Consider the following 24256-nt stretch of genomic DNA (forward strand, 5'->3'; position numbering starts at 1 on the left):
TCTTGCTGTCTATGGGTGGGTTACTGACTGCCCCAGACGATGAAGTAGGGGTTCAGGTGCTCCTGGGGCGTGGCGTAGCGCAGCGGCTGGCCCGCCAGGGTCTCCACCCGGCCGCCGGCCTGCTCGACCACGGCATGAGCGGCGCCGGTATCCCACAGGCAGGTGGGGCCGAGGCGAGGATAGACATCCGCCGCGCCCTCGGCGATCAGGCAGAGCTTGAGCGAGCTGCCCATGGGTACCATGTCGTGGGGCCCGAGCTGCTCCAGCCACTCGGCGAGGTCCGGGCTGGGGTGGGAGCGGCTGCCCACCACGCGCCAGGTAGCGCCCTCGGCGGGCTTGCCGGCCACACGGATCGGCTGACGCTCGCCGCTCTGACCTTCACCCCACGTGACCTTGAAGGCGCCAGTGCCCTCGGCGGCGAGATAGGACACCTCCAGTGCCGGGGCGACGACGACGCCGAGCACCGGCTTGCCGTGCTCGATCAGCGCGATGTTGACGGTGAACTCGCCGTTGCGCTTGATGAACTCCTTGGTGCCGTCCAGCGGATCCACCAGCCAGTAGCGACCGTTCGCATCCGCGCCGGCGAAGCCCTCGGTGTTCTCCTCGGAGAGCACCGGAATGCCGCCCGGCAAGGCGTGAAGCCCCTTGACGATGACGTCATGGGCGGCCTTGTCGGCCTCGGTCAGCGGGCTCTTGTCTTCCTTCTCCTCGATGGAGAAGTCCCGGGCGTAGATGGCCATGATGGCCTGGCCGGCGTCATGGGCGATGTTCTGCGTCTGGTCTAGCAGTTCTGCAAGATCCATTCATTTCTGCCTTTGTAGAGATTGGTGGCACGCCCAGAGCCGTAAGCCGTAAGCTTTAAGCTGTAAGAAACTCCCTTCACCGAATTTTCAGGGATAACGCCGCGAAGCGGCGAACTTCAGGCTTACAGCTTCAAGCTTACAGCTCCGGGCGGAGCCCGGGTCTTCCAGCTTCCAGGCGCGCAGCGCCGCTCTTCCAGCTTCTAGCTTATTAGTTGGCGTTCCCGCAGCAGCGCGATGATGGCGTCGGCAGCTTCGTCGGTGCTTATCGCCTGGGTCTTGATGTGCAGGTCCGGGCGCTCCGGCGGCTCGTAGGCGGAGTCGATGCCGGTGAAGTTCTTCAGCTCGCCGCGGCGTGCCTTGCGGTAGAGCCCCTTGGGATCGCGTTCCTCGGCCACCTCGAGCGGGGTGTCGACGAAGATCTCGATGAATTCATTATCTGCCACCAGGTCGCGAGCCAGATCACGCTCGCTGCGGAACGGCGAGATGAAGGCGGTCAGCACGATCAGGCCGGCATCGACCATCAGCTTGGCCATCTCGCCCACGCGGCGGATGTTCTCGACGCGGTCGGCGTCGGTGAAGCCCAGGTCGCGGTTGAGGCCGTGGCGCACGTTGTCGCCATCCAGCAGGTAGGTGTGCTGGCCGGCGGCGTGCAGCTTCTTTTCCACCCGATTGGCGATGGTCGACTTGCCGGCGCCGGAAAGGCCGGTGAACCACACCACCGCGGGCTGCTGGGCCTTGGAGAGGGCGCGCGCCTGCTTGTCGATATCCACGTGCTGCATATGGATGTTCTGGCTGCGCCGCAGGGCGAAGTGCAGCATGCCGGCGCCGACCGTGTTGTTGGTCATGCGGTCGATCAGGATGAAGCCGCCGGTGTCCTGGCTCTCCTGGTACGGGTCGAAGGCGACGGGCTTGTTGAGGCTCAGCGTACAGATGCCGATGCCGTTCAAGTCCAGTTGCTTGGCCGCGGCGTGTTCCAGGGTGTTGACGTTCACCTGGTACTTGATGTCGGTGACGGTGGCCGAGACGGTCTGGGTGCCCAGCTTCATCAGGTAGGGGCGGCCGGGCAGCAGCGGCTGCTCGTGCATCCACACCAGGGTGGTCTCGAACTGGTCCGCGGTCTGACTCGGGCGTTCGACCCCGGAGATGATATCGCCGCGGGAGATGTCGATCTCGTCGTCCAGCAACAGGGTGATGGACTGGCCGGCCACCGCCTCGTCCAGGTCGCCGTCGAAGGTGTAGATCCGCGACACCGTGCTGGTCTTGCCGGAGGGCTGCACGCGGATGGCGTCGCCGGGCTTGACCGTGCCGCTGGTCACCATGCCGGTGAAACCGCGGAAATCCAGGTTGGGGCGGTTGACCCACTGCACCGGCAGGCGGAAGGGGTCACGCTGCAGGCGCTGGTCGTCGACTTCCACCGTCTCCAGGTAGGCCATCAGGGTGGGGCCGTGGTACCAGGGCATGTGGTGGCCATGCTCGATGACGTTGTCGCCCTTGAGCGCCGACATCGGGATGAAGGTGATCGACTCGAGCCCCAGTTGCTTGGCGAAGGCCCGGTATTCCTCGACGATCTCCTCGAAGCGTTCCTTCGAGTAGTCCACCAGGTCCATCTTGTTGATCGCCACCACCACCTGGCGCATGCCGATCAGCGACATCAGGAAGCTGTGGCGACGCGTCTGGGTGAGGATGCCGTGACGGGCGTCGACCATCAGGATGGCGGCGTCGGCGTTGGACGCGCCGGTCACCATGTTGCGGGTGTACTGCTCGTGGCCCGGCGTGTCGGCGACGATGAACTTGCGCTTGTCGGTGGAGAAGAAGCGGTAGGCCACGTCGATGGTTATGCCCTGCTCGCGCTCGGCGGCCAGGCCATCGACCAGCAGCGCGAAGTCCATCTCGCTGCCCTGGGTGCCGTACTTCTTCGAATCGGCCTCGATGGCGGCCAGCTGGTCCTCGAACAGCAGCTTGGACTCGAACAGCAGGCGCCCGATCAGGGTGCTCTTGCCGTCGTCGACGCTGCCGCAGGTGATGAAGCGCAGCAGGCCTTTTCTCTCGTGCTCTTTCAGATAAGTCTCGATGTTTTCCGAGATCAGCGGTGAGGCGTGTGCCATGACAAACCCTTTAGCTTGAAGCTGGAAGCTTGAAGCTGGAAGAAACCCCAACCCCAAACCGCACAGCAGATTTATTCGTTAGTGAGCTTGCCGATCAGCCCGGAAAGCATGGCGGCAATCTCCCGTGTTTCCTGTATCCAACGGCATCCGCAGGCCTTGTCGATGTAGCCAATGTCGATGCCGATGTAGATCTGTGTTCTCAGCTCGGCGCATGACCCCTTGGCAATCAGCAGAAAGTGCCGCTTGTCCTTAGGCGTTCCACGGGTCATGCCTTCCGCGATATTGCTGGGTACCGAAAGCCCGGAGCGCGTAATCTGATCCTTGAAACCGAAGTCTCGAAGATCCCGCATCGCCTTGTAGAGCTCTGCCGACAGCCTGGCCGAACGCTTCCACACCTGTAGCTTCTCGAAATCCATCCCCAGTTCCTCCATTCTCTGACCACTTTTCAAGAGTAGGCCAAGAGCCACTGGGGTTTTCTTCCAGCTTTCAGCTTCAGGCTTCTAGCTCCCGGCGAAGCCGGGGACTTCCAGCTTCCAGGCGCGCAGCGCCGCTCTTCCAGCTTCCAGCTTTCTAACGCGCCGGAGGCGCGTTAGAAGTACCCCTCTTGCTTTTTCTTTTCCATGGAGGCCGCGCTGTCGTGGTCGATCACCCGACCCTGACGCTCGGAGGTGTTGGTCAGCAGCATCTCCTGGATGATCGCCGGCAGGGTGTCGGCCTCGGATTCGATGGCGCCGGTCAGCGGGTAGCAGCCCAGGGTGCGGAAGCGCACCTTGCGCATCATCGGTACCTCGCCGGGCTCCAGCGGCATGCGCTCGTCGTCGACCATGATCAAGGCGCCGTCGCGTTCCACCACCGGGCGCTCGGCTGAGTAGTAGAGGGGCACGATGGGGATGTTCTGCAGGTAGATGTACTGCCAGATATCCAGCTCGGTCCAGTTGGAGAGCGGGAAGACGCGGATCGATTCACCCTTGTGCTTGCGCGTGTTGTAGAGCTTCCACAGCTCCGGACGCTGGTTCTTCGGGTCCCAGCGGTGCTGGGCGGTGCGGAAGGAGAAGATGCGCTCCTTGGCGCGGGACTTCTCCTCGTCGCGACGCGCGCCACCGAAGGCCGCATCGAAGCCGTATTTGTCCAGTGCCTGCTTGAGGCCCTCGGTCTTCATCACGTCGGTGTGAATGGCCGAGCCGTGGGTGAAGGGGTTGATGTCCTTCTCGACGCCCTCGGGGTTGATGTGCACGATCAGATCCATGCCGATCTCTTCGGCCATGCGGTCGCGGAACTCGTACATGGCGCGGAACTTCCAGCGCGTATCCACGTGCATCAACGGGAAGGGCGGCGGGGAGGGCGCGAAGGCCTTGCGCGCCAGGTGCAGCATCACCGCGCTGTCCTTGCCGACGGAATAGAGCATCACCGGGTTCTCGGTCTCCGCGACCACCTCGCGCATGATCTGGATGCTCTCGGCCTCGAGCCGTTGAAGATGGGTGAGTGTCGTCATTGAATGTCCTCGTTTTAAAAGCTGGTAACGCGAAGAGCCAGAGAAGCTAGAAGCTTGAAGAGCGGCGCTCCGCGCCTGGAAGCTGGAAGAGTGCCGCTTCGCGGCATAGCACCCTGAAGCGTGCTGGGGTTGGGGTTTCTTCCAGCTTCAAGCTTCCAGCTTCCAGCTCCGGGCGAAGCCCGGGTCTTCCAGCTTCCAGCTAAAGTGCATCGGGGGGCACCGCCATCAGCCGCATCTCCGGATGTTCGTTTAGCCATCGCTGGATCTCCGGGCTGGCCTGGAAGAAGGCGCCGCGGAAGAGCAGGGCGATGGGGCCCTTTGCACTGGCGAGAAGCCGTTCGAACAGCGCCAGGTAGTCGTCGGCTCTGGGCGGTGCCGGTAGGCAGCGAGTGAATAAAGCACCGCGCTTGCCGTGCAGGTATAGCTGATAGAGGCGGGGGGCATTTGCTGCTGCTTTTGGCGGCCTTGCCACGCGCACGCCGCCCTCCCAGATCGGGCCGCCGGCTTTCTGGACCTGATCGAGCATCGGTTGCACCTGTTGGCGAACCCAGCGGCCCGCGGTGGAGCGCTTGCGCGCCAGGCCCTCCAGCGAAAGAGGCTCGGGTTTGAGGCCCTGTGCCGCCAGCCAGTGCTCGATGGCCCGCGGGGAGACCTCGCGCTGGGTCTCGGCCACCAGGGCAACCGCCAGGTCATGGCTGTTCCAGCCAGGCCGAGGGAACTCGGGCTGCTCGGCCAGGAGTCGCCACAGCAAGGCTTGCTCACGCTCGCCCAGCGCTGTTGCCTGGCCCGGTCGCCGTCCTCGCTGGCGCACCGGCACGGCCTCCCACCCGCCTTCCCGGAAGGCCTTCCAGGCCGCCGATACCGTGGGTGCGGAAAGTCCGGTCCGCTTGGCCACCTCAACCACGGTATGACCATCCAGGCGCAGCCGGACGGACTCCAGTCGGCGTTCGTTCAGCGCGTCAGGCGATAAATGTTTGGTGCTCAATATTCCGCCAAGGTGTTGAGTATAAAGAATAAAATAATGACATGTGAAAAGTGGATAACCCTTGATTCGACATCATCATAAAAGCCCCAGTAGAATCCCACAAGCCGCGAATTCCAACCCGGACCCCTCAAGGACGAGTCACCATGATGACCTGGGCGGTACTGATCTCCATCGCTGGCCTGCTGACTTTGCTGATCAGCGGCTGGGTGCGTCCGGCCATCGCCTTCGTCAGCCTGGCCGGTGCCTATCTGCTGTTCGGCCTGGTGGATACCGCCACGCTGCTGCGTCAGTACAGCAATCCGGCACTCGCCACCCTCATGCTGCTGCTGCTGGTATCACTGGCCCTGGAGCGTTCCCCGATGCTCGACTGGCTCTCTGAGCGGCTGCTGAATGGTCGCGAGTCCACCGCCACGGCCCGGCTGATGGGCACCAGCGCCGTGCTGTCGGCCTTCCTCAACAACACTGCCGTGGTCGCCGCCTTTCTGGGCACCATCTCGCGGCAGAAGCGCATTGCGCCCTCGCGGCTGCTGATCCCGCTCTCCTATGCCTCGATACTCGGCGGCATGACCACCCTGGTGGGCACTTCCACCAATCTGGTGGTGAACTCCTTCGCCCTGAGCAGCGGTGGTATCGAGTTGGGTATGTTCCAGTTCAGCCTGGTGGGTATTCCGGTGGCGCTGCTCACCTTCGGCATGCTGCTGTGGCGGGCCCGCTCGCTGCCCCACCACATGCCCGAGGAAACCGCCGAAAAGCTCTCCTATTTCCTGGCCGCCGACGTGGAGCCCGGTTCCGAACTGATTGGCCGCAGCATCGAGGCCAACGGCCTGCGCAGCCTCGATGGGCTCTATCTGTTGGAGATCGAGCGGGAGGGGCGGCTGATCAGCCCGGTGGGGCCGGAGGAGATCCTGCAGGAAGGCGATACCCTGGTGTTCACCGGCGAGGTGAGCAAGGTGCAGGCGCTGCAGCGCTTCCCGGGGCTCAGGCTGTTCGGCCATCAGGCCGATGACCTGCTGGCCACCAACCTGGTGGAGGTGGTGATCTCCCATGAATCGGAGCTGGCCGGGCAGACCCTGCAGGAGGTGGACTTCCGCAGCATGTTCAATGCCGGAGTGGTGGGCATTCGCCGCGGTGGCAAGCGGCTGGAAGGCCAGCTGGGGCAGATCCCCCTGCGCACGGGCGACTGCCTGCTGATGGCCGTGGGTAGCGACTTCCGCCAGCACCGTAACCTCGACCGCAACTTCCACCTGCTCAGCGGTAGCCTGACTCGCCCCCAGCTTAGCCGCATGGAGAGCTGGCTGACCCTGGCCGGCTTCATCAGCGTGATCGGCCTGGCCGCCGCCGAGCTGCTGCCGCTCTTCCATGGTTTGCTGCTGCTGATGGCCGGCCTGCTGGCCGGCAAGGTGCTAAGCCCTGCGGAGCTGCGCCGCCGCTTTCCCTTCGAGCTGTGGGTCATCATCGGCTCGGCCCTGGCCATCGCCCAAGGGCTGGAGGCCTCCGGGGCCGCCGACCTGCTCGCCGCTGGCATGCAAGGCCTGTTCAGCGGCCATGGCGTCTATGCCGCCTTCATCGGCTGCTATGTCCTGACGCTGCTGCTCACCGAGACGGTGACCAACAACGCCGCCGCGGCGCTGGCCTTCCCCGTGGCCTGGACCACCGCCCAGGCCTTCGGCGTCGACCCCATGCCCTTCATCATGGCCGTGGCCTACGGGGCCAGCGCCTGCTTCCTTATTCCCTACGGCTACCAGACCCACCTGATGGTCTACTCCCCCGGCCACTACAGCATGGGCGATTTCCTGCGGGTCGGCCTGCCGGTCAGCCTGACCTACTCGGCCGCGGTGCTGCTGCTCACGCCACTGGTATTTCCTTTCTGACAGCGTTCTCATGGGCCAACTCATCAGATACGCCCCGAGAATGCGGTTGTCGGTGATCTTGTAACAGTCGCAGTAACTTTTCCTCTGGATCAGAGCCTTTAGTGACCAGGCTCAAGGGCTCCCCCCACTTGCATCACCCGACGAACATATCAGAACCAGACGATGCAAGGAGTGGGAGCGCGGTTCACTTGCCACTAGTTAAGGCTGGGTACGCAGAGTAGAATTTCGCTCTATCATGTCACCCTTGGCTGGTCGGGCAGAAGTGCTGCGGTTCTTGCCATAATTGCTTTAAAACTCAGGGATTTGAGTATGAAAAGGTCTGACGGCATGCATAAACGGATTACCACCTTGAGCCGTTCGCGCAAGCGGCTGATCATGGTGGCGGCGGACCTCGTGGCGCTGCCGCTGGCGCTCTGGTCGGCCTATGCATTGCGCCTGGCCGAGTGGTGGCCGGCGCGTTACATCGAGCCTTTCTGGTGGCTGTTTCTGGTGGTGCCGGTGGTGGGGGTGTTCATCTTCGCCAAGCTCGGGCTCTACCGCGCGGTGGTGCGCTTCATGGGCCCCCAGGCGATGTGGGCGGTGATCAAGGGCTCGGTGTTGCTGGCCTTGATGATGTGGGCGGCGGCCTACTTCTACCAGTGGCAGGGCTTTCCGCGCTCGGTACCGGTGAACTTCGCCCTGGTCACCCTGGTGTACGTGGGGGGCACGCGGCTGCTGGTGCGCAGCTACTACCAGTGGTTGATTCGCCACTACACCGCAAAGCAGGCGGTGGCGATCTACGGTGCCGGTGGCGCCGGGGTGCAGCTGGCCATGGCGCTGGGCAATGGGCGCGAGTTCTATGTGGCGGCGTTTCTGGACGATGAGCCGTCCCTGTGGGGGAGCCTCATCAAGGGGGTCAAGGTCTTCTCGCCGAAGGAGGCCGAGGCCATGGTGGCGGCGCACGAGATTCAGCGTGTGCTGCTGGCCATGCCCAACGCCACCAAGGCCCAGCGCAAGCAGGCGCTCGACAAGCTGACGGAGCTGCCCGTTCATGTGCAGACCGTGCCCTCCATGCCGGAGATCGTCTCCGGCGAGGCAAGCCTGGACCAGTTGCGCGAGGTGGAGCTGGAGGACCTGCTGGGGCGCGATCCGGTGCCGCCCAGGGACGAGCTGATCGATGCCAGCATCCGCGACCGGGTGGTGATGGTCACCGGCGCCGGGGGTTCCATCGGCAGCGAGATGTGTCGCCAGGTGATGCGCGGCGGGCCTCGGGCACTGGTGCTCTACGAGATCAGCGAATACGGGCTCTACAGCATCGATCAGGAGCTCGAGACCCTGAAGCGCGAGATGGGCGCCAGCTTCCCCATCCTCCCCTTGCTGGGCAGTGTGTGCGACCGGACGCGTGTGGAGGCCACCCTGGGGCGCTATGGGGTGAACACCATCTATCATGCGGCGGCCTACAAGCACGTGCCCATCGTGGAGAACAACGTGCTGGAGGGCGTGCGCAACAATATCCACGGCACCCGGGTGGTGGCCGAGAGCGCCGCGAAGTTCGGCGTGGAGCGCTGCGTGTTGATCTCCACCGACAAGGCGGTGCGGCCCACCAACGTGATGGGGGCCACCAAGCGCATGGCCGAGCTGGTGCTCCAGGACCTGGCCACGCGCCATGGCCAGAAGGAAGGGCATCGCACCATCTTCTCCATGGTGCGCTTCGGCAATGTGCTGGGCTCCAGTGGCTCGGTCGTGCCCCTGTTTCGCCGCCAGATCGCCAAGGGCGGGCCGGTCACGGTCACCCATCCCGAGATCACCCGCTACTTCATGACCATTCCCGAGGCGGCGCTGCTGGTGATCCAGGCGGGCTCCATGGCCCAGGGCGGGGATGTCTTCGTGCTCGACATGGGCGAGCCGGTGCGGATCTTCGACCTGGCGCGGCGCATGATCCAGTTGACGGGGCTGGAGGTGAAGGACGAAGCCAACCCCGATGGCGATATCGAGATCACCTTTGCGGGCCTGCGCCCCGGGGAAAAGCTCTTTGAAGAGCTGCTGATCGGCGACAACGTGGTCGGTACCTCGCACCCCAAGATCATGCGTGCGCGGGAGGAGGTGTTGCCGACGCCGACCCTGCGGGAGCTGCTGGAGGCCCTGCACGAGGCCGAGCAGCGGCTCGACTGCCATCATGCCTGCGAGAGCCTGAAACGGGGCGTGAGCGGTTTCGCCCACAGCAGCGAACCCTGCGACCTGCTGCTGCCCGCCACGCCGGGCGGCAAGGTGGTGCCGGTCACCACGAGGCCACGAAAGCTTGGTATCGGCTGACGCGTTACCGTCACTGCCCTTGAGAAACGAGACCCGGCCATGGTGCCGGGTCTCTTGCTTCTGGTGCTGGTGCGGGAGCAGCTTCGGGCCTGTGCGTTCTGGTATGATATGCCTCTTCAAAAAGGCTGGTCACGGGTTGGTATGGCACATCTGAAGAACATTGGCGGGTTGCCGGAAACCGCATGGCAAACCCCGGCAGGGCTGAGGTGGTTTGCCCTGATCGGCCTGCTGGCCTATGCCGCGCTGCGGTTTCTCTGGCCCGAAGTGGGCGAGGGCGGCGGTACGCTGATGGGCCTCCTGGGCCTCGTGGCTGCGCTCACCTGGGGCAAGGGAGTACGCGGCTCGGGCCCCCTCTGGCTGTTGCTGGCGGCGGTGGTCGTGCAACTGGTCTCCTGGACAGGCGGCTACTTCCATCATCCCGAGTGGATCTCCGATAACCCGCAACTCGACCGCCTCGCCAAGTTATTCCTGTTCATCGGCGTGGCCTGGTGGCTGGGCGGCAATACCCGGTTCACCTGGCTGGCCTGGGGGCTAGGGGCGCTTGGGGTGATCCTGGTGATGCTTCCGCCGTTTACCGCCTGGTCAGTGTGGCAGAGGGGGCTTTTGGGCTCGCGGGTCAACTTGTCGATCCAGAATGCCCAGCACGATTCCATGTTGCTGGGCACGGTACTGCTTGGCCTGGTGGCCACGTCGGGTCGCTTGCTGGGTGCCGGGCCATGGCGCCTTGTCAGGTTAATTAGCTGGCTATTGGGTATTGCAGTCTGCCTTGCTGGGGTGATGGTCACCCAGACCCGAGCTACCTGGCTGGGGCTACTGCTGGCGCTCAGCCTGGCTGGCCTTTGTTGGGCGGTATACGAACGTGTCACCGGCCACCCACGTGCGGCCAGGCGAATGTTCGCTCTGCTGGGTTCGCTGGCCCTGTTGATTGTTCTAGGGGGGAGCTATTTCCATGAGTCGATCGAGAGGAGGCTGGGACAGGAACGGCAAGTCATGGAGCAGATTATTGCTGGTAATCTGGAGCAGGTCCCGGATAGCAGCATCGGGGTGCGTATCCATTCCTGGCGTGCCGCCGGGGAGTGGATTGCCGAGCGTCCACTGGTCGGTTGGGGAGGTCAGGCTCGTGGACTTGTGATGGATCATACCGAGTGGCTCCCCCCTATCTACAAGGAGCGCTATGGCCACCTGCATAACAGCTTCCTCGAGATATGGGTTGCTTACGGGCTGCTTGGCGTGGGGCTATTCGTGGCGTTGGCGGCCTGGATGGGAATCGGTACCTGGAAGGCCTGGCGCGCAGGAGTGATGCCGGGAGACATGGCGCTGTTTGGCACCGCCTTCTTCGTCTTCTGGATGGTGGTGAACCAGTTCGAGTCCTTCATGGGGTTTGGGAGTGGAGTGTACGTGTTCAACATGGTCATGGGGGGCCTGGTGACTCATATCTGGCGATGGCAGGTGGAGAGCGGCCAACGTGTCTTCCCTTTCTTCCGCAAGGAGGCCTGATGCGCACGCTGGTGGTGGTTCGCTCGCTCAAGATGGGGGGCATGGAGCGTGTAGCGGTGAACCTTGCGGATGCCTTCGCCCAGGCTGGACACGAGAGTCACCTGCTGAGCTTCCGGCGCGTGGAGGCGCCGTTGGCACCGGAACACCCTAATGTGCAGCAGCACCGTCTGGCGCTGCGTTGGTGGGCCCGGCTTACCGGGGTTGGGCTGGTGCTGGAACTGCTGGTGCGGATCTTCGTGAACCCGGTGGTTAAGCGCTCGCTGTTTCTTGGTTCGGGCATCATGGGGGGGCTGGTGTTCCGGCTCTGGCTCAGGGCCTTCGAGCGCCGCCAGGGGCGGGTGGACCGTATCGTCTTCCGCGGGGTCGGCACCTTCGAGCTGGTGTGGACCTTCCGGGACGACCGGGCGCGCTACGTGCTGGAGAACATCCTGCATGCGGGGGATACCAACTGGCAACGCAGGCTGTTTGCGCGCTGCCTCTACCACCGCCGTCATCTGGTGGCGGTGTCCCAGGGGGTGGCCGAGAGCGTCAGAGCGGCCATGCAGGCCTGGCGCTTCGCGCCGGAGTCACTCGAGGTCGTCCCCAACCCCTGCCCGGTCGAGAGCATTCGTCGGCAGATGCGGGAGCCCGAGCCTGACCTTCCCGAAGGCCCTTACATCGTCAATGTGGCGCGCCTGGTGCCGGCCAAGGACCATGCCATGCTGTTGCGCGCCTATGCCCGATCGGGCACCACGTTGCAACTGGTGCTGGTGGGGGATGGTCAGGAGCGTCCACGGCTCGAAGCCCTGGCGAGTGAGCTTGGCATTTCGGAACGCGTGGTCTTCGCCGGCCAGCGTACCAATCCCTACCCCTGGATGCACCATGCCCGGTTGTTCGTGCTCAGCTCTCGCTTCGAGGGCATGGGCATCGTGCTCTTCGAGGCGCTGGCCTGCGGCACGCCGGTGCTCAGCGTGGACTGCCCCGGGGGCATCCGCGAGATCCTCAAGGGCGAGCTGGCGAGCTGTGTGGTGCCCCACGACGAGGAGCGCCTGGCCGAGGGCATCCGCATGGCCGTGCAGGGCGACAAGCCGCTCATCAAGGAGAACTGGCTGGATGATTTCCGGCCCGAGACGGTGGCGGCGTGTTTCGTTTCAACCGGATGACCTGCCTGTTTCCATTCCTGTCCAAAACGTAGAATCGAGGGCTGTTGCTTCTAGATGGCGATCGACATGAATTGTCGACACTTCAAGACAGTGATCCAGACCGAGGCGTCAAAGCCCGGGCAGCGCCGGCCATTGGTCGGCGCTTTTCGTTGGTGCGCCAGGCATGGCGCGCAGCGCCTGACTGGCGCTGTTCCCGAGGGGTTTGTGGGCCATGGCGGATTCCTGGCTGGCAAATCTGCGCAAGGCTATCACAGTGAGGAGAACAAGTGGCGGGGACGCGGCCGCCTTACGAGTGCGTTACAATCCACGCCGACGCCACGCGGGGAGACACCATGAAGCTTCTGATTACCGGCATGGCCGGGTTCATCGGCCACGCCGTGGCCCGGCGGCTCGCCGGCCAGGGCCACGAGATCGTGGGGATCGACAATCTCAACGATTACTATGATGTGTCGCTCAAGCAGGCGCGGCTCGACGACCTCGCCGACTGCGAGGACGTGCGGTTCATCCGGCTGGACCTGGCCGACCGCGCAGGGATGGCGGCGTTGTTCGCCGAGCATCGCTTCGACCGGGTCATCCACCTGGCGGCCCAGGCCGGGGTGCGCTACTCGCTGGAGAACCCGCATGTCTATGCCGACAGCAACCTGGTGGGGCACCTGAACGTGCTGGAGGGCTGCCGGCATCAGGGGGTCGAGCACCTGGTCTATGCCTCGTCGAGCTCGGTGTATGGCATGAACGACCGGGTGCCCTTTGCCACCTCGGATGCCGTGGACCACCCCATCAGCCTCTACGCGGCCACCAAGAAGGCCAACGAGCTGATGGCCCACACCTATGCCCACCTCTACGGGCTGCCGACCACCGGGCTGCGCTTCTTCACGGTCTATGGCCCCTGGAGCCGCCCGGACATGGCGATGTTCAAGTTCACCCGGGCGGTGCTGGCCGGTGAGCCGATCCCGGTCTACAACCATGGCGAGATGGAGCGGGATTTCACCTATATCGATGACATCGTCGAGGGGGTCGTGCGAGTGCTGGCGCGCATCCCCCGGCCGGATCCCCAGTGGCAGGCCAGCGAGGCGGGCCCCGACAGCTCCAGTGCGCCCTATGCGCTCTATAACATCGGCCATGGTAGCCCGGTGCCGTTGATGGACTTCATCCGCGCGGTGGAAGCCGCTACCGGGCGTGAGGCGATCTGCGATTTCCAGCCGATGCAGCCGGGGGACGTGCCGCGCACCTGGGCGGACACCGAGGCGCTGTTCCAGGCGACGGGGTATCGGCCCCGGGTGGGAGTGGAAGAGGGCGTGAGGAAGTTTGTTGAGTGGTACCGCGGGTTCTATGGGGTCTAGGGGCATGCGGAGGCGTCGGGCCATCGCCGTCGGGCTATCGCCGTGCAAGCACGGCTCCCACAAGTTGAATCACGGTGGGAGAGGGCGCCATACCTATTGTAGGAGCGCTGCTTGCAGCGCGAAGGGGGTGTCGGGTATGGGGAGTGGCAAGAGCCGTGGGCCCTCTATCGCCGTGCAAGCACGGCTCCCACAATACCGATGGTTCCCACAATACCGACGGCTCCCACAATACTGACGGCTCTCACACCTTGGGTTCTTTGGGCTTGCAGGGCGTGCTTCGTGAACAGAACAGATAAACAGGACAGAACGGGAGACAGGGAATGAAGATCACCATTTTCGGGACGGGGTACGTGGGGCTGGTGACCGGCACCTGCCTGGCCGACGTGGGCCATGACGTGCTGTGCGTGGACGTCGACGCGGAGAAGATCGCGCGGCTGGAGGGCGGGGAGATCCCCATCTTCGAGCCGGGGCTCGAGTCCATGGTGAAGGCCAACATGGCGGCGGGGCGGCTACGCTTCACCACCGACCCGGAAGCGGCGGTGGCCTTCGGAACCCTGCAGTTCATCGCCGTGGGCACACCGCCGGACGAGGACGGCAGCGCCGACCTGACGTACGTGCTGGCGGTGGCCGAGACCATCGGCAGGCACATGGCGGACTACAAGGTGATCGTCGACAAGTCCACGGTGCCGGTGGGTACGGCGGACCGAGTGCGCGAGACGGTGGTGAACGCGCTCCAGGCTCGGGGCGAGGCCCTCGAGGTCGATGTCTGCTCCAATCCGGAATTCCTCAAGGAAGGGGCGGCCATCGAGGACTTCACCCACGGCGCGCGGATCATCGTCGGCACCGAGGCCGAACGGGTGATGGCGCTGATGCGCGAGTGCTATGCCCCCTACATCCGTCAGCAGGAAAAGCTGATGTTCATGGACGTGCGCGCCGCCGAGCTGACCAAGTACGCGGCCAACGCCATGCTGGCCACCAAGATCAGCTTCATGAACGAGATCGCCAACCTGGCCGAGCGGTTGGGGGCCGACGTGGAGCAGGTGCGTCGCGGCATCGGCAGCGACCCCCGCATCGGCTACCAGTTCATCTACCCGGGCTGCGGCTATGGCGGCTCGTGTTTCCCCAAGGACGTGCAGGCCCTGGCGCGCACCGCGGCCGACGTGGACTACCAGGCGGAACTGCTCACCGCCGTGGAGGCGGTGAACCGGCGCCAGAAGCAGACCCTCTTCGCCAAGCTGGCGCAGGCCTTCGATCATGACCTCACCGGCAAGACCATCGCGCTGTGGGGCCTGGCCTTCAAGCCCAACACCGACGACATGCGCGACGCGCCGAGCCGCACCCTGATGGAGGCGCTGTGGGACGCCGGCGCGAAGGTCCAGGCCTATGATCCCGAGGCGATGAAGGAGTGCCGCCGGCTCTACGGCGAGCGCGATGACCTGGTGCTGGTGGGCGATCGCATCCAGGCGGTGAAGGGCGCCGATGCCCTGGTGATCTGCACCGAGTGGAAGGAGTTCCGCACCCTGGACTTCGCCTGGCTGAAGCAGCAGCTGGCCATGCCGGTGGTCGTCGACGGGCGTAATCTCTTCGAGCCGGACGCGGTCAAGGCGGCCGGGCTGCTCTACTTCGCCGTGGGGCGGGGTGATTCGCTGAGCTAGCGCGCCCTGTCGGTCCCGGGAGGATCTCGTATGCGGCTTTCCAGGCTCCCGGCCGGTCGCGTCAGCAGCGTCGGGGTCGTGCTGCTGACGGCCCTGCCCCTGGCGCTCCTCTGGGGTTACTGGCTTGGGCCGATTTGGCTTGCCGTGGCAGGGCTGCTGGGCTGGAGCCGCCGGCGCTATCGCCTTGCGCAGCTGAGCGTGCCGGACCGCCAACTGGCGGTGGCATTCTGCCTTCTGGGCGTAGCGCAATTGATCGCCTGCATCGTCTCTCCCCAGGGCACCCGCGGCGTGCCCCTGGTGCTGGCGGCCTGGTTGGCCGTGCCGGCACTCCTGCAGCTGCGCACTACTCCTCCTTCACTGGCTTCGTGGTGGGGCGGGTTGGCGACCGGTGGGATGCTGACCGGGGCTTCGGCACTGTGGCAGGCACTCGTGCAGGGTGACCAGCGCCCGGATGGCATCGGCCTCAATCCGATCATCTACGGCAACCTCAGCCTGCTGACCGGACTGCTCTGCCTGGCCGGCCTGGGCTGGGCGCTGCACGTGCACGACCGGAAGTGGTTCTGGCTACTGATGCTGGGAGCCATCGGTGGGGTGGTGGCCTCGGGGTTTGCCGGCGCCCGTGGTGGGTGGATCGCCTTGCCACCGGTGGCATGGGTTTTCCTGAGAGGCTGGCGCCACGGGCAGGGCCACCTCCTGCGCCCATGGGCCTGGCGGTCGCTGCTGATTCTCTTGCTGGCCGTACCCTTGGCGCTCTACCTGACGCCGGATACCCGGGTGAAGGAGCGGGTCGACGAAGCGGTGGCCGAGTTCCAGGCCTATGTGGCCCATCCAGAGAGGCCGAGTTCGGTAAGCAGCCGCATCGCCCTGTGGCGGGGGGCCTGGCAGCTGGTTCGCGAGGCGCCGGTCCTTGGGCACGGGCAGGCTGGCTTTGACGAGGGCATGGCCAGGCTGGTGGCGCGGCCGGGTTCCCCCTTCGGCGCGCATCTGCTGGAATTCTGGCATCCCCACCAGGACCTGCTGGATGCCTGGGTGCGGCGCGGCCTGCTCGGGCTCGGCGTTCTGCTGGCGCTCTATCTGCTGCCCTGGTGGCATTTCCGCGGCGGGCGCCGCGCCGATGCCGGCGGGAATACCGCGCTTGCCCTGGCCGGCGCACTGGTGCCGGTGGCCTATCTGGGATTCGGGCTGACCTATGGCGTTCTTGCCTATCCGGCGGGCCTCCTGGTGTTCCTGGGATGGCTGATGGTGCCCTGGGTGCTGGTAGACTCATCCTCGCCTCGGCGGACCCTCCTGCCTGGCTGAGAGGCCATACGCCCGTCGTGCTTGCTGCCGATGCTTCTTACTGCATGTCGTTCATCCGACCCCATCACGCCGCTTCGCTGCCATCCTGCCTTCTGGTATGAGTTCGCCCTGATGCGTGCTCAGCCTCGTGACTGAGTCATGCCTGATGTCTCGGTCACTCCCGCTCTGCTGATCCCTCTCCATCGTTTCCCGCCTTCTCCGCACGCCCCTTATCAGCCCCGGCGGTTCAGGAAAACCGCAATGTGGCTGTTCTGTAACTTTGTAAGCTTACGTTATCTGTCCGGCCACACTTGGTGTTGATTTGTATCTCTTCGCTGAACTGGTGATGGAGCAGTCCGGGCAGGCAGATTGCAGTGTGTCATGTGGCTGCAGCAAGGGGCTTCGGGGCGATGTCAGGCGACACCCTCGGGGCGGTAGCGTGGCCTGAAGAAAACGGGGGGATGTCGTGATGATCGTGCATTCGGTAGAGCTAGAAGACAGGGCTACCACCAGGTTGGAGGATGGGCATCCCCGGTGGGCCAGGGCCCGCCTGGTCGTATTGCTCACGGCCATGCTACTGCTTGGCGGGTGTGCCATGGCGCCCGGCGGTCATATCGACGAGGACACGGTCGGCGAGTCGCTGGACGGGCGAGTTGACCTCGAGCCGATCACGCCGCAGCTGGTGGCGGCAATGGCGCCAGTCCAGGAATCGTTCTCGCGGCCGGTCTCCAGTGAGCTGAAAGGCCAGCTCGAGGAATACGAGTATCGACTGGGGCCGGGCGACGTGCTGAGCATCATCGTCTACGACCACCCCGAGCTGACCATCCCCGCGGGCGCCGAGCGCGCGGCGGCGGAGACGGGTAACCGCATCCGGCCCGATGGCACCATGTTCTATCCCTATGTGGGACGCGTGAACGTCGCCGGGATGACGCTGGAAGAGGTGCGCCGGTTGATCACGCTACGGCTGTCAGAAGTGATCACCGACCCTCAGGTGGAAGTGGGGGTGGCCGCCTTCCGTTCCCAGAAGGTGTATGTCAGCGGGGCCGTCAATACCCCGGGGACGCTGCCGATCACCATCGTGCCGATGACCATCCTGGATGCCATCAGCCAGGTGGGTGGGGCCAACCCCAATGCCGACTGGCATAACATCCTGCTGGTGCGTGAGGGACGCGAGCAGCGCCTGTCGCTCTATGGCCTGCTGCGCCAGGGCGACCTGAGCCAGAACCAGCTGCTGCGCGATGGCGACATGCTGCATGTGCCGACCTCGGAGAACCAGAACGTGGTGGTGCTGGGGCAGGTGCGGCGTCCCGGGGCCATTGCCCTGGGCAACGAACGCATCACCCTGACGGATGCACTGGCCCGGGCCGGGGGCGTGAACGAGCTGCGTGCCGAGCCTTCCGGCATCTTCGTGGTGCGCGGCCATGCGCCCGACAGCGACAAGCTGGCCACCGTCTACCAGCTTGATATCAGTGATGCGACCCGGTTGATGCTGGGCACGCGCTTCCCGCTGCAGCCACAGGACGTGGTCTACGTGACCTCCGCACCGCTGGCTCGCTGGAACAACGTGATCAGCCTGCTGCTGCCGAGCCTGACCTTCCCGGGAGATGTGGCTCAGTCGTTCGACGACGCCGGCCAGCTCTAATTGTGATATCGAGGGCACCATGATGAGCGTGTTTGCAAACCCGCCTGGAGCAGCACAACAGCCGCCCCCGGAAAACCTCGATATCAGTCTCGGCAAGCTGGTCTCCGTGCTGATCGGTCACAAGTGGCTGATTGCCACCACGGCCTTGTTGTTCCTGCTGGGGGGGTACTTCCATGCCAGCTCCCAGCCGAAGGTCTATCAGGCCGATGCTCTGATACAAATCGAGAACCGTGGGGCAGGACTAGGAGTGCTGGAAGTTCTGGGTGTGGGAAATCAGATGGGGAATCCTGCCTCGGCAGAGATGGAGATCCTGCAGTCCCGGATGGTCATGGGGCATACCGTCGATCGTCTCGATCTGGCTATCGAAGTCGACCCGCAGCGCTTGCCCTGGGCAGGAAACTTCCTGATCAATCATGGCGTGACATACGACTGGTTTCAACGCCTGGTGCCCCGTGGTCTTCTCGAACGAATTCCCGGCGTGGGTTCGGGCACTGTTGATCGCCATGTATGGGATGGGGAAACGCTGGAGCTAAGCCGGTTCGATGTACCGGCGTCGGCAGAGGGCAAGGCCCACCTTCTCCGGGTGACGGGCCCGGATACCATCGAGCTATGGCGAGACGATCTGTTGATCCTCGGCGGAAGGGTAGGGGAGACACTCCAGGATGACAGTGGGTATCGTCTATTCATTGGCCGGATGGAAGTACATGTCGGCGCCGAGTTCCAGGTGCGTCGTGTGTCCAGGCTCGCAGCCATTGCCAAGTTGCAGCGACGTTTCACGATCGTACCTAAGGGTAATGCCTCGGGGGTTTTCCTCCTGACACTGAGCGGTCCGGATCGGGATCGAATCGACAACATTCTGGATGCCATTACGGGCGTGTTCCTGTCCCAGAATGTGCAGCGTCAGTCCGAGGAGGCGGAGAAGCAGATTGCCTTTCTGGATGCCCAGATCCCGCAAGTGAATGAACAGCTGACGACTGCCGAGAATCGCTTGAACAGTTACCGGGCCGAACGTGATTCCGTTGACCTCAATTTCGAGACCCGGAACCTGCTGAATGGCCTGGTGGCAGTCGAGAACCAGCTGTCGGCTCTCAGGCTTACCGAGGCCGACCTTGCCGAGCGCTTCCGCCCCGGTCATCCCAACTATCAGGCGGTGCTGCGCCAGCGTGAACAGCTGGTCGCTCAGAAGGAGCGGATCGAGGCCCAGGTCAACCAGTTGCCGGAGACCCAGCAGGAAGTCCTACGGTTGACCCGTGACACCCAAGTCAACCAGCAGATCTACGTGCAACTGCTCAACCAGCGCCAGGAGATGCGGTTGCTCAAGGCGGGAACGGTAGGCAATGTCCGCATCCTCGATTCTGCAGTGCTGCAACGTGGCACGATTGCACCCAAGATTCCTCTCGTCTCTGTGGCAAGCGCAGTGTTCGGTGCATTGCTGGCGATGGTGTTCGTGGTCCTCAAGCTTGTGTTGAGCAGAGCCGTTGAAACGCCCGATCAGCTCGAGGCGGTGGGGCTGCCGGTTTATGCGGTGGTGCCCCGTTCCGCTGATCAAGGGAAGCTTGCAAGGCGCATCCGTTCCCGACATGGCGGGTATAACATCTTTCGCGGCCTGTTGGCAGCCCAGGAACCTGATGAAGTGGCCATCGAATCGCTACGTGCGCTTCGTACCAGTCTGTATTTCGGCATGCTGGAGGCCGGTAATAACCGGCTGATGATTGCAGGAGCGAGCCCCGGGGTGGGCAAGAGCTTCGTTGCGGCGAATCTGGCAGCGGTATGTGCCCAGGCAGGGCAGCGGGTGTTGCTGGTGGATGCGGACATGCGCCGTGGGCACTTGCATCATGCGTTCCTTGGCAAGGGTGATGATGGATTGTCGGATCTGTTGGCGAAACGGATCGGCCTCGAGGAGGCGATCCGCTTCACGTCGCTCGAGGGACTGGATTACGTGTCTAGGGGAAGCGTGCCCCCCAATCCGTCAGAACTGCTCATGCAGCAGGGGTTTCACGAATTCCTGGACGCCATGAGTCAGCGATACGAGCTGGTGGTGCTGGACACGCCGCCTGTGCTGGCGGTCACTGATGCTGCCGTGGTCGGAAAGCTGGTGGGTACCAGCCTGATGGTGGTTCGCTATGGGAGCAGTTCGCTGAAGGAGGTTCGTGCCGCCAAACGACGGCTTGAGCATTCCGGGGTCATCCTGAAGGGCACCATCCTCAACGGTATCGAGAAGACCGCAACCGGTCGGTATGGCTATGGCGAAAGTTATCTCTATGCCTACCGTTGATGGGGAGGAGGGAGCATGAATTTTCTTGGGGGGTGGGTCCTCTTCCTCGGTCTGTCGTTATCATCCTTCTACGCCTTTCCCAGCGGCCTTCCTCAGCCCTCGGATTTCGTGATGATTCCGTTCATTGCGCTGATGCTGTTGATGGGATTACGCGATGACCGTGGTCTTCTCCAGCACCGATTCATCCTGATCTGGTTGGCCATGGTGAGCTGGGTCACCTTGGTCAGCCTGGCATGGACGGCACTTTACCAGTCAACGGGCTTCCTTCTGTTCCAGATGTTCTTTCTCTATAACCTTCTCCTGGGCGTGAGCTTGGCGCGCTTCCTGTTTGCGGCCCCCTCGGCCTTGATGGTTATTCGTCTGGCATTGGTGATTGCTCTTCTGGTTGCCTTTTCGGCAGTACTGCTTGACTTGCTCACTGGGCGTGCTCGTGCCACTGGCACCTTCAACAACCCCAATCAGCTGGCATATTTCTCGCTGTGTGCCTTGGTTGTGGTGCTGGCCAGCTATGGTTTTCGACCCAAGGTGAGCCCTCTACCGGTCCTTGCCACGGTGGCCGTCATCGGTAATATCCTGGCGGCCTCTTCACTGGGGGCAATGGGTGGGTTGTGTCTGGTAGGCCTTGCCTGGGTGATGGCCAATATGGGCAAGGCACGGCAGGTGTTGCGGTTACTGCTGCTGGTCCCGGTGCTGCTGGTTTCGTTGTTCGTCCTCGATACCTGGACCGGGGGACAAGTGCAAGACAATCTCGATCGTCGTTTCGATCGTGCACCGGAGAAGGTCGATGGTATCTACGCTGACCGAAAGTATGAGCGGATTGTAGTTTTCTGGGAATACAACTTGCTGGGGGCCGGAGAGGGAAATCGTGAACGTTTCCGCCCCTTCGGTGGTAATGAGATCCACTCTTCCTTCGGCACCATGTTGTTTTCCTACGGCTTGCCCGGCCTGGCCCTGTTTATCGCCCTGTTGCTGGCAGCACTTTGGCGGGCCCCTCTCTACTTCTGGATCGCCGCATCTGGGCCGCTTCTCTATTCAGTCACCCACAACGGGCTACGCACCACTCTGTTCTGGATCATGCTGGTGGTGCTCTGGCATTGCCGGCAGCGTTGGCATGAGGCACCTGCCAGGACGAGCGTTTCCCGTCCCATCGTGTCCTCAGGCTTGCCCTGGCTGACAGGTCCCTGACCATGGATAGCACGAACTTGATGACGAGCACGAACTTGATTGCGAGTCGTTACGTGCCGGCTCCTCCAGGTCAGTCGATCTTGATCGTGGCAGGGAATGCACGATCGCTGATCGCCAATCGCGGCGACCTGATCCGCGAGATGCAGGCACGGGGACATGCCGTGGCCGCTGCCGTGCCCCGGGCGGACTACCTGCCCGAGGTGGAGCAGCTGGGTATTCCCATCATCCCGCTGGAGATGTCCCGGGCGTCGTTGGCGCCCTGGCAGGACCTGCGCACCCTGGCCGCCCTGTGGCAAGTGATGCGACGGCTGCGCCCCCGGGTGGTGCTCGGCTATACGGTCAAGCCGGTGGTGTACGGCAGCCTGGCGGCGCGCCTCGCCGGGGTGCCGTGCTCCTTCTCGCTGATCACGGGGCTGGGCCTGGCCTATGGGGAGGCCCGGACGCGGCGCGCACGACTGCTGCGTTCCCTGGTCTCGTCACTCTACCGGGCGGGGCTTGCCGGCAACCGGGCGGTGTTCTTCCAGAATCCCGATGACCAGGCCGAGTTCCTGACGCGGGGGATCATATCGCCAGGCCTGCGCACCGTTCGCGTCAACGGCTCGGGGGTGAACCTCGAGGAGTATCCCCGCTGCCCGCTGCCCGATGGGCCGATGCTGTTCCTTTACGTCGGTCGGTTGCTGCGCGACAAGGGGGTGGATCAGTTCGTGGCAGCCGCCGAGCGGCTCAAGCCCGTCTTCCCCGAGGCCCGCTTCGTGGTGGTGGGGCCCCATGACCCCGACCTGCCCCATGCCTGCCCGGCAGGGGAGGTGGCGGCCTGGCATGAGCGCGGGATAGTGGAGTTCATCGGCGGGGTCAGGGATGTCCGCCCCTGGCTCTCGAGATGCCATGTCTTCGTCTTTCCTTCTACCTACCGAGAAGGCATCCCGCGCTGTGTGCTCGAGGCCATGGCCACCGGCCGCGCCATCGTGACCACCGATGCGCCAGGCTGTCGCGAGACGGTGCTTCCCGATGACAACGGGATCCTCGTGCCACCCCGCGATGTTCCGGCGCTCGCGGCTGCCCTGCAGGGGTTGCTAGAGGCGCCGGAACAAGTGGCGCGAATGGGCGCTGCCTCCAGGCGACTGGCGGCCGAGCGCTTCGATGTTCGCCGAGTCAACCGGGCGATGCTGGAGGTCATGGAACTATGAGACAGCCCGTCGGCAAGCGCGCCCTGGATGTCAGCGTCAGCCTTGTCGCGCTGCTGCTGCTGGCTCCCTTGCTGGGCCTGCTGGCACTGTGGGTTCGCCTGGACAGTCCGGGGCCGGCGTTGTTCCGCCAGACGCGTCTGGGCCTCAGGGGGGTTCCGTTCGAGCTCTACAAGTTTCGCAGCATGGTCGTGCGAGAGTCGGTGGAGCAGTACCGCGAGGCGGTGGTAGAGGAGGGGCGAGATCCCCGCATCACCCGCGCCGGACGCTGGCTGAGAGTCACGAGCCTCGACGAACTCCCGCAGCTCTGGAACGTGCTGCGTGGCGACATGAGCCTGGTGGGGCCGCGACCCTTGCTGCCGGAGCAGGAGGCGGCGGTGCCGGTGCGCCTGAGCCGTCGCTTCATGGTCTTGCCGGGGCTGACCGGACTCGCCCAGGTGCGTGGCCGGCGAGGACTGGACTGGCCCGAGCAGCTGGCCGCGGACTGTGACTATGTCGATGCCCAGAGCCTTTGGCGGGATCTGCTCATCCTGCTGGCCACGGTGCGGGTGGTGTTCGCGGCGCAGGGGGTCTATGGCGGGGCGGGCAGCAACTGGCGGGCCTACCTCCCGGTAGAGCAGACGCGTCAAGAAGAGGAGGCCCGGGAGACATGAGGACGTTGAAGCTGATGATGATCACCGCCTGTCCCGAAGTGGCGGTGCTGGCCGAGCAGAACGGCGTGGCACGCATCTTCATGGACCAGGAAGAGTTGGGCAAGGCGGTGCGTCAAGGCCACCTGGATACCCACAAGGCGTGCCACAGCCTGTTGCAGATCGCGGCGGTGGCACAACGATTGCAGCATGCCGAGCTGATGGTGAGGATCAATCCCCTCAATGCAGGCACCTCCGACGAGGTATCGGCGGCCATTGACCATGGTGCCCAGCGGCTCATGCTGCCCATGTTCACCACTTCTCGAGAGGTCCAGCGCTTCCAGTCGCTGGTCCGCGGCCGCGTGCCGGTGACCTACCTGGCCGAGACACCGGCGGCACTGGTACGTCTCTCTCACTGGCTGCCGCTGCTCAGGCCAGGACATGACGAGGTGCACATCGGGCTCAACGACCTGTCGCTGGGGCTCGGCGTGGGCTTCCTGTTCGAACCCCTGGCGGGGGGCATGATCGATGCCGAGGCCAGGATGCTGGACGAGGCAGGCATCAGTTGGGGGTTCGGCGGGGTCGGTTGCATGTCGGGGAATGTGCTGCCCGCGGACTGGATCCTTGGCGAACATGTTCGCCTGGGTTCCCACTGGGTGATCCTGAGCCGAGCCTTCCACGGCGGGGCCGAGTCCCTGGAGGAACTGCAGCACAAGGTGGACTTGCCGGTGGAGGTCCGTGCCCTGCGCATGGCCGAGTCACGCTGGCGCCGGGCCGACGAGGTACGTCTGCAGGCCAATCATCGGCGCCTGGCGGAGAGAGTCTTCGAGATGGCCGAACCGCTGCAGCTACCCATGGAACAGGTGCCACTGGAGCTGTGA

The 24256-nt window shown here is 64.1% G+C and carries 18 protein-coding genes; 13 read left to right on the forward strand and 5 right to left on the reverse strand.

Annotated elements, in window-relative coordinates; translation table 11 throughout:
- Positions 1-20: 20 nt before the first annotated feature.
- From cysQ to OP497_RS00090, 5 genes are all read right to left on the reverse strand, one after another.
- Positions 21-803, reverse strand: a complete 783-nt coding sequence (cysQ, locus tag OP497_RS00070; protein ID WP_280545696.1) for a 3'(2'),5'-bisphosphate nucleotidase CysQ — start codon at positions 801-803, stop codon at positions 21-23.
- 200 nt (positions 804-1003) lie between these two features.
- A complete protein-coding gene (gene cysN, locus OP497_RS00075; protein WP_280545697.1) occupies positions 1004-2908 on the reverse strand; it encodes a sulfate adenylyltransferase subunit CysN in 1905 nt (634 codons plus the stop codon).
- 71 nt (positions 2909-2979) lie between these two features.
- On the reverse strand, positions 2980-3324 hold the full coding sequence (locus OP497_RS00080; protein ID WP_280545698.1) for a four helix bundle protein: 345 nt from the start codon (positions 3322-3324) through the stop codon (positions 2980-2982).
- Between the two features lie 173 nt (positions 3325-3497).
- The gene (cysD, locus tag OP497_RS00085; protein WP_280545699.1) at positions 3498-4400 is read right to left on the reverse strand and encodes a sulfate adenylyltransferase subunit CysD; all 903 of its coding nucleotides are present in this window, start codon (positions 4398-4400) and stop codon (positions 3498-3500) included.
- Positions 4401-4599: 199 nt separating this feature from the next.
- On the reverse strand, positions 4600-5385 hold the full coding sequence (locus OP497_RS00090) for a helix-turn-helix domain-containing protein (RefSeq protein WP_280545700.1): 786 nt from the start codon (positions 5383-5385) through the stop codon (positions 4600-4602).
- Positions 5386-5528: 143 nt separating this feature from the next.
- On the opposite strand from OP497_RS00090, the gene OP497_RS00095 reads away from it, so the two are divergent.
- From OP497_RS00095 to OP497_RS00155, 13 genes are all read left to right on the forward strand, one after another.
- Positions 5529-7256 (forward strand): SLC13 family permease, encoded by a 1728-nt coding sequence (locus OP497_RS00095; protein WP_280545701.1) that lies wholly within the window; start codon positions 5529-5531, stop codon positions 7254-7256.
- Positions 7257-7583: 327 nt separating this feature from the next.
- The gene (locus tag OP497_RS00100; RefSeq protein WP_280545702.1) at positions 7584-9548 is read left to right on the forward strand and encodes a nucleoside-diphosphate sugar epimerase/dehydratase; all 1965 of its coding nucleotides are present in this window, start codon (positions 7584-7586) and stop codon (positions 9546-9548) included.
- 39 nt (positions 9549-9587) lie between these two features.
- A complete protein-coding gene (locus tag OP497_RS00105) occupies positions 9588-11045 on the forward strand; it encodes an O-antigen ligase family protein (protein ID WP_280545703.1) in 1458 nt (485 codons plus the stop codon).
- The gene (locus OP497_RS00110; protein WP_280545704.1) at positions 11045-12187 is read left to right on the forward strand and encodes a glycosyltransferase; all 1143 of its coding nucleotides are present in this window, start codon (positions 11045-11047) and stop codon (positions 12185-12187) included. The genes OP497_RS00105 and OP497_RS00110 overlap by 1 nt, the downstream gene beginning before the upstream one ends.
- 332 nt (positions 12188-12519) lie before the next feature.
- Positions 12520-13527 carry an NAD-dependent epimerase gene (locus OP497_RS00115; protein ID WP_280545705.1) on the forward strand — a complete coding sequence of 336 codons (1008 nt, stop codon included), beginning with the start codon at positions 12520-12522 and terminating at the stop codon, positions 13525-13527.
- 320 nt (positions 13528-13847) lie between these two features.
- Complete coding sequence (locus OP497_RS00120) at positions 13848-15182, forward strand: UDP-glucose/GDP-mannose dehydrogenase family protein (RefSeq protein ID WP_280545706.1); 1335 nt, start codon at positions 13848-13850, stop codon at positions 15180-15182.
- A 30-nt stretch (positions 15183-15212) separates the two neighbouring features.
- Positions 15213-16481: an O-antigen ligase family protein gene (locus OP497_RS00125; protein WP_280545707.1), complete on the forward strand. Its 1269-nt coding sequence runs from the start codon at positions 15213-15215 to the stop codon at positions 16479-16481.
- A 493-nt stretch (positions 16482-16974) separates the two neighbouring features.
- Positions 16975-18102 (forward strand): polysaccharide export protein, encoded by a 1128-nt coding sequence (locus OP497_RS00130; RefSeq protein WP_280546021.1) that lies wholly within the window; start codon positions 16975-16977, stop codon positions 18100-18102.
- Between the two features lie 19 nt (positions 18103-18121).
- Positions 18122-20377, forward strand: a complete 2256-nt coding sequence (locus tag OP497_RS00135) for a polysaccharide biosynthesis tyrosine autokinase (protein WP_280545708.1) — start codon at positions 18122-18124, stop codon at positions 20375-20377.
- A gap of 15 nt (positions 20378-20392) precedes the next feature.
- A complete protein-coding gene (locus OP497_RS00140) occupies positions 20393-21562 on the forward strand; it encodes a hypothetical protein (protein WP_280545709.1) in 1170 nt (389 codons plus the stop codon).
- An 86-nt stretch (positions 21563-21648) separates the two neighbouring features.
- A complete protein-coding gene (locus OP497_RS00145; RefSeq protein ID WP_280545710.1) occupies positions 21649-22749 on the forward strand; it encodes a glycosyltransferase family 4 protein in 1101 nt (366 codons plus the stop codon).
- Positions 22746-23399, forward strand: a complete 654-nt coding sequence (locus OP497_RS00150; protein WP_280545711.1) for a sugar transferase — start codon at positions 22746-22748, stop codon at positions 23397-23399. Before OP497_RS00145 ends, OP497_RS00150 begins: the two co-directional genes overlap by 4 nt.
- A complete protein-coding gene (locus OP497_RS00155; RefSeq protein WP_280545712.1) occupies positions 23396-24256 on the forward strand; it encodes an aldolase/citrate lyase family protein in 861 nt (286 codons plus the stop codon). The genes OP497_RS00150 and OP497_RS00155 overlap by 4 nt, the downstream gene beginning before the upstream one ends.

The sequence above is a fragment of the Halomonas sp. 11-S5 genome, from assembly GCF_029889825.1.
Taxonomy (GTDB): domain Bacteria; phylum Pseudomonadota; class Gammaproteobacteria; order Pseudomonadales; family Halomonadaceae; genus Halomonas.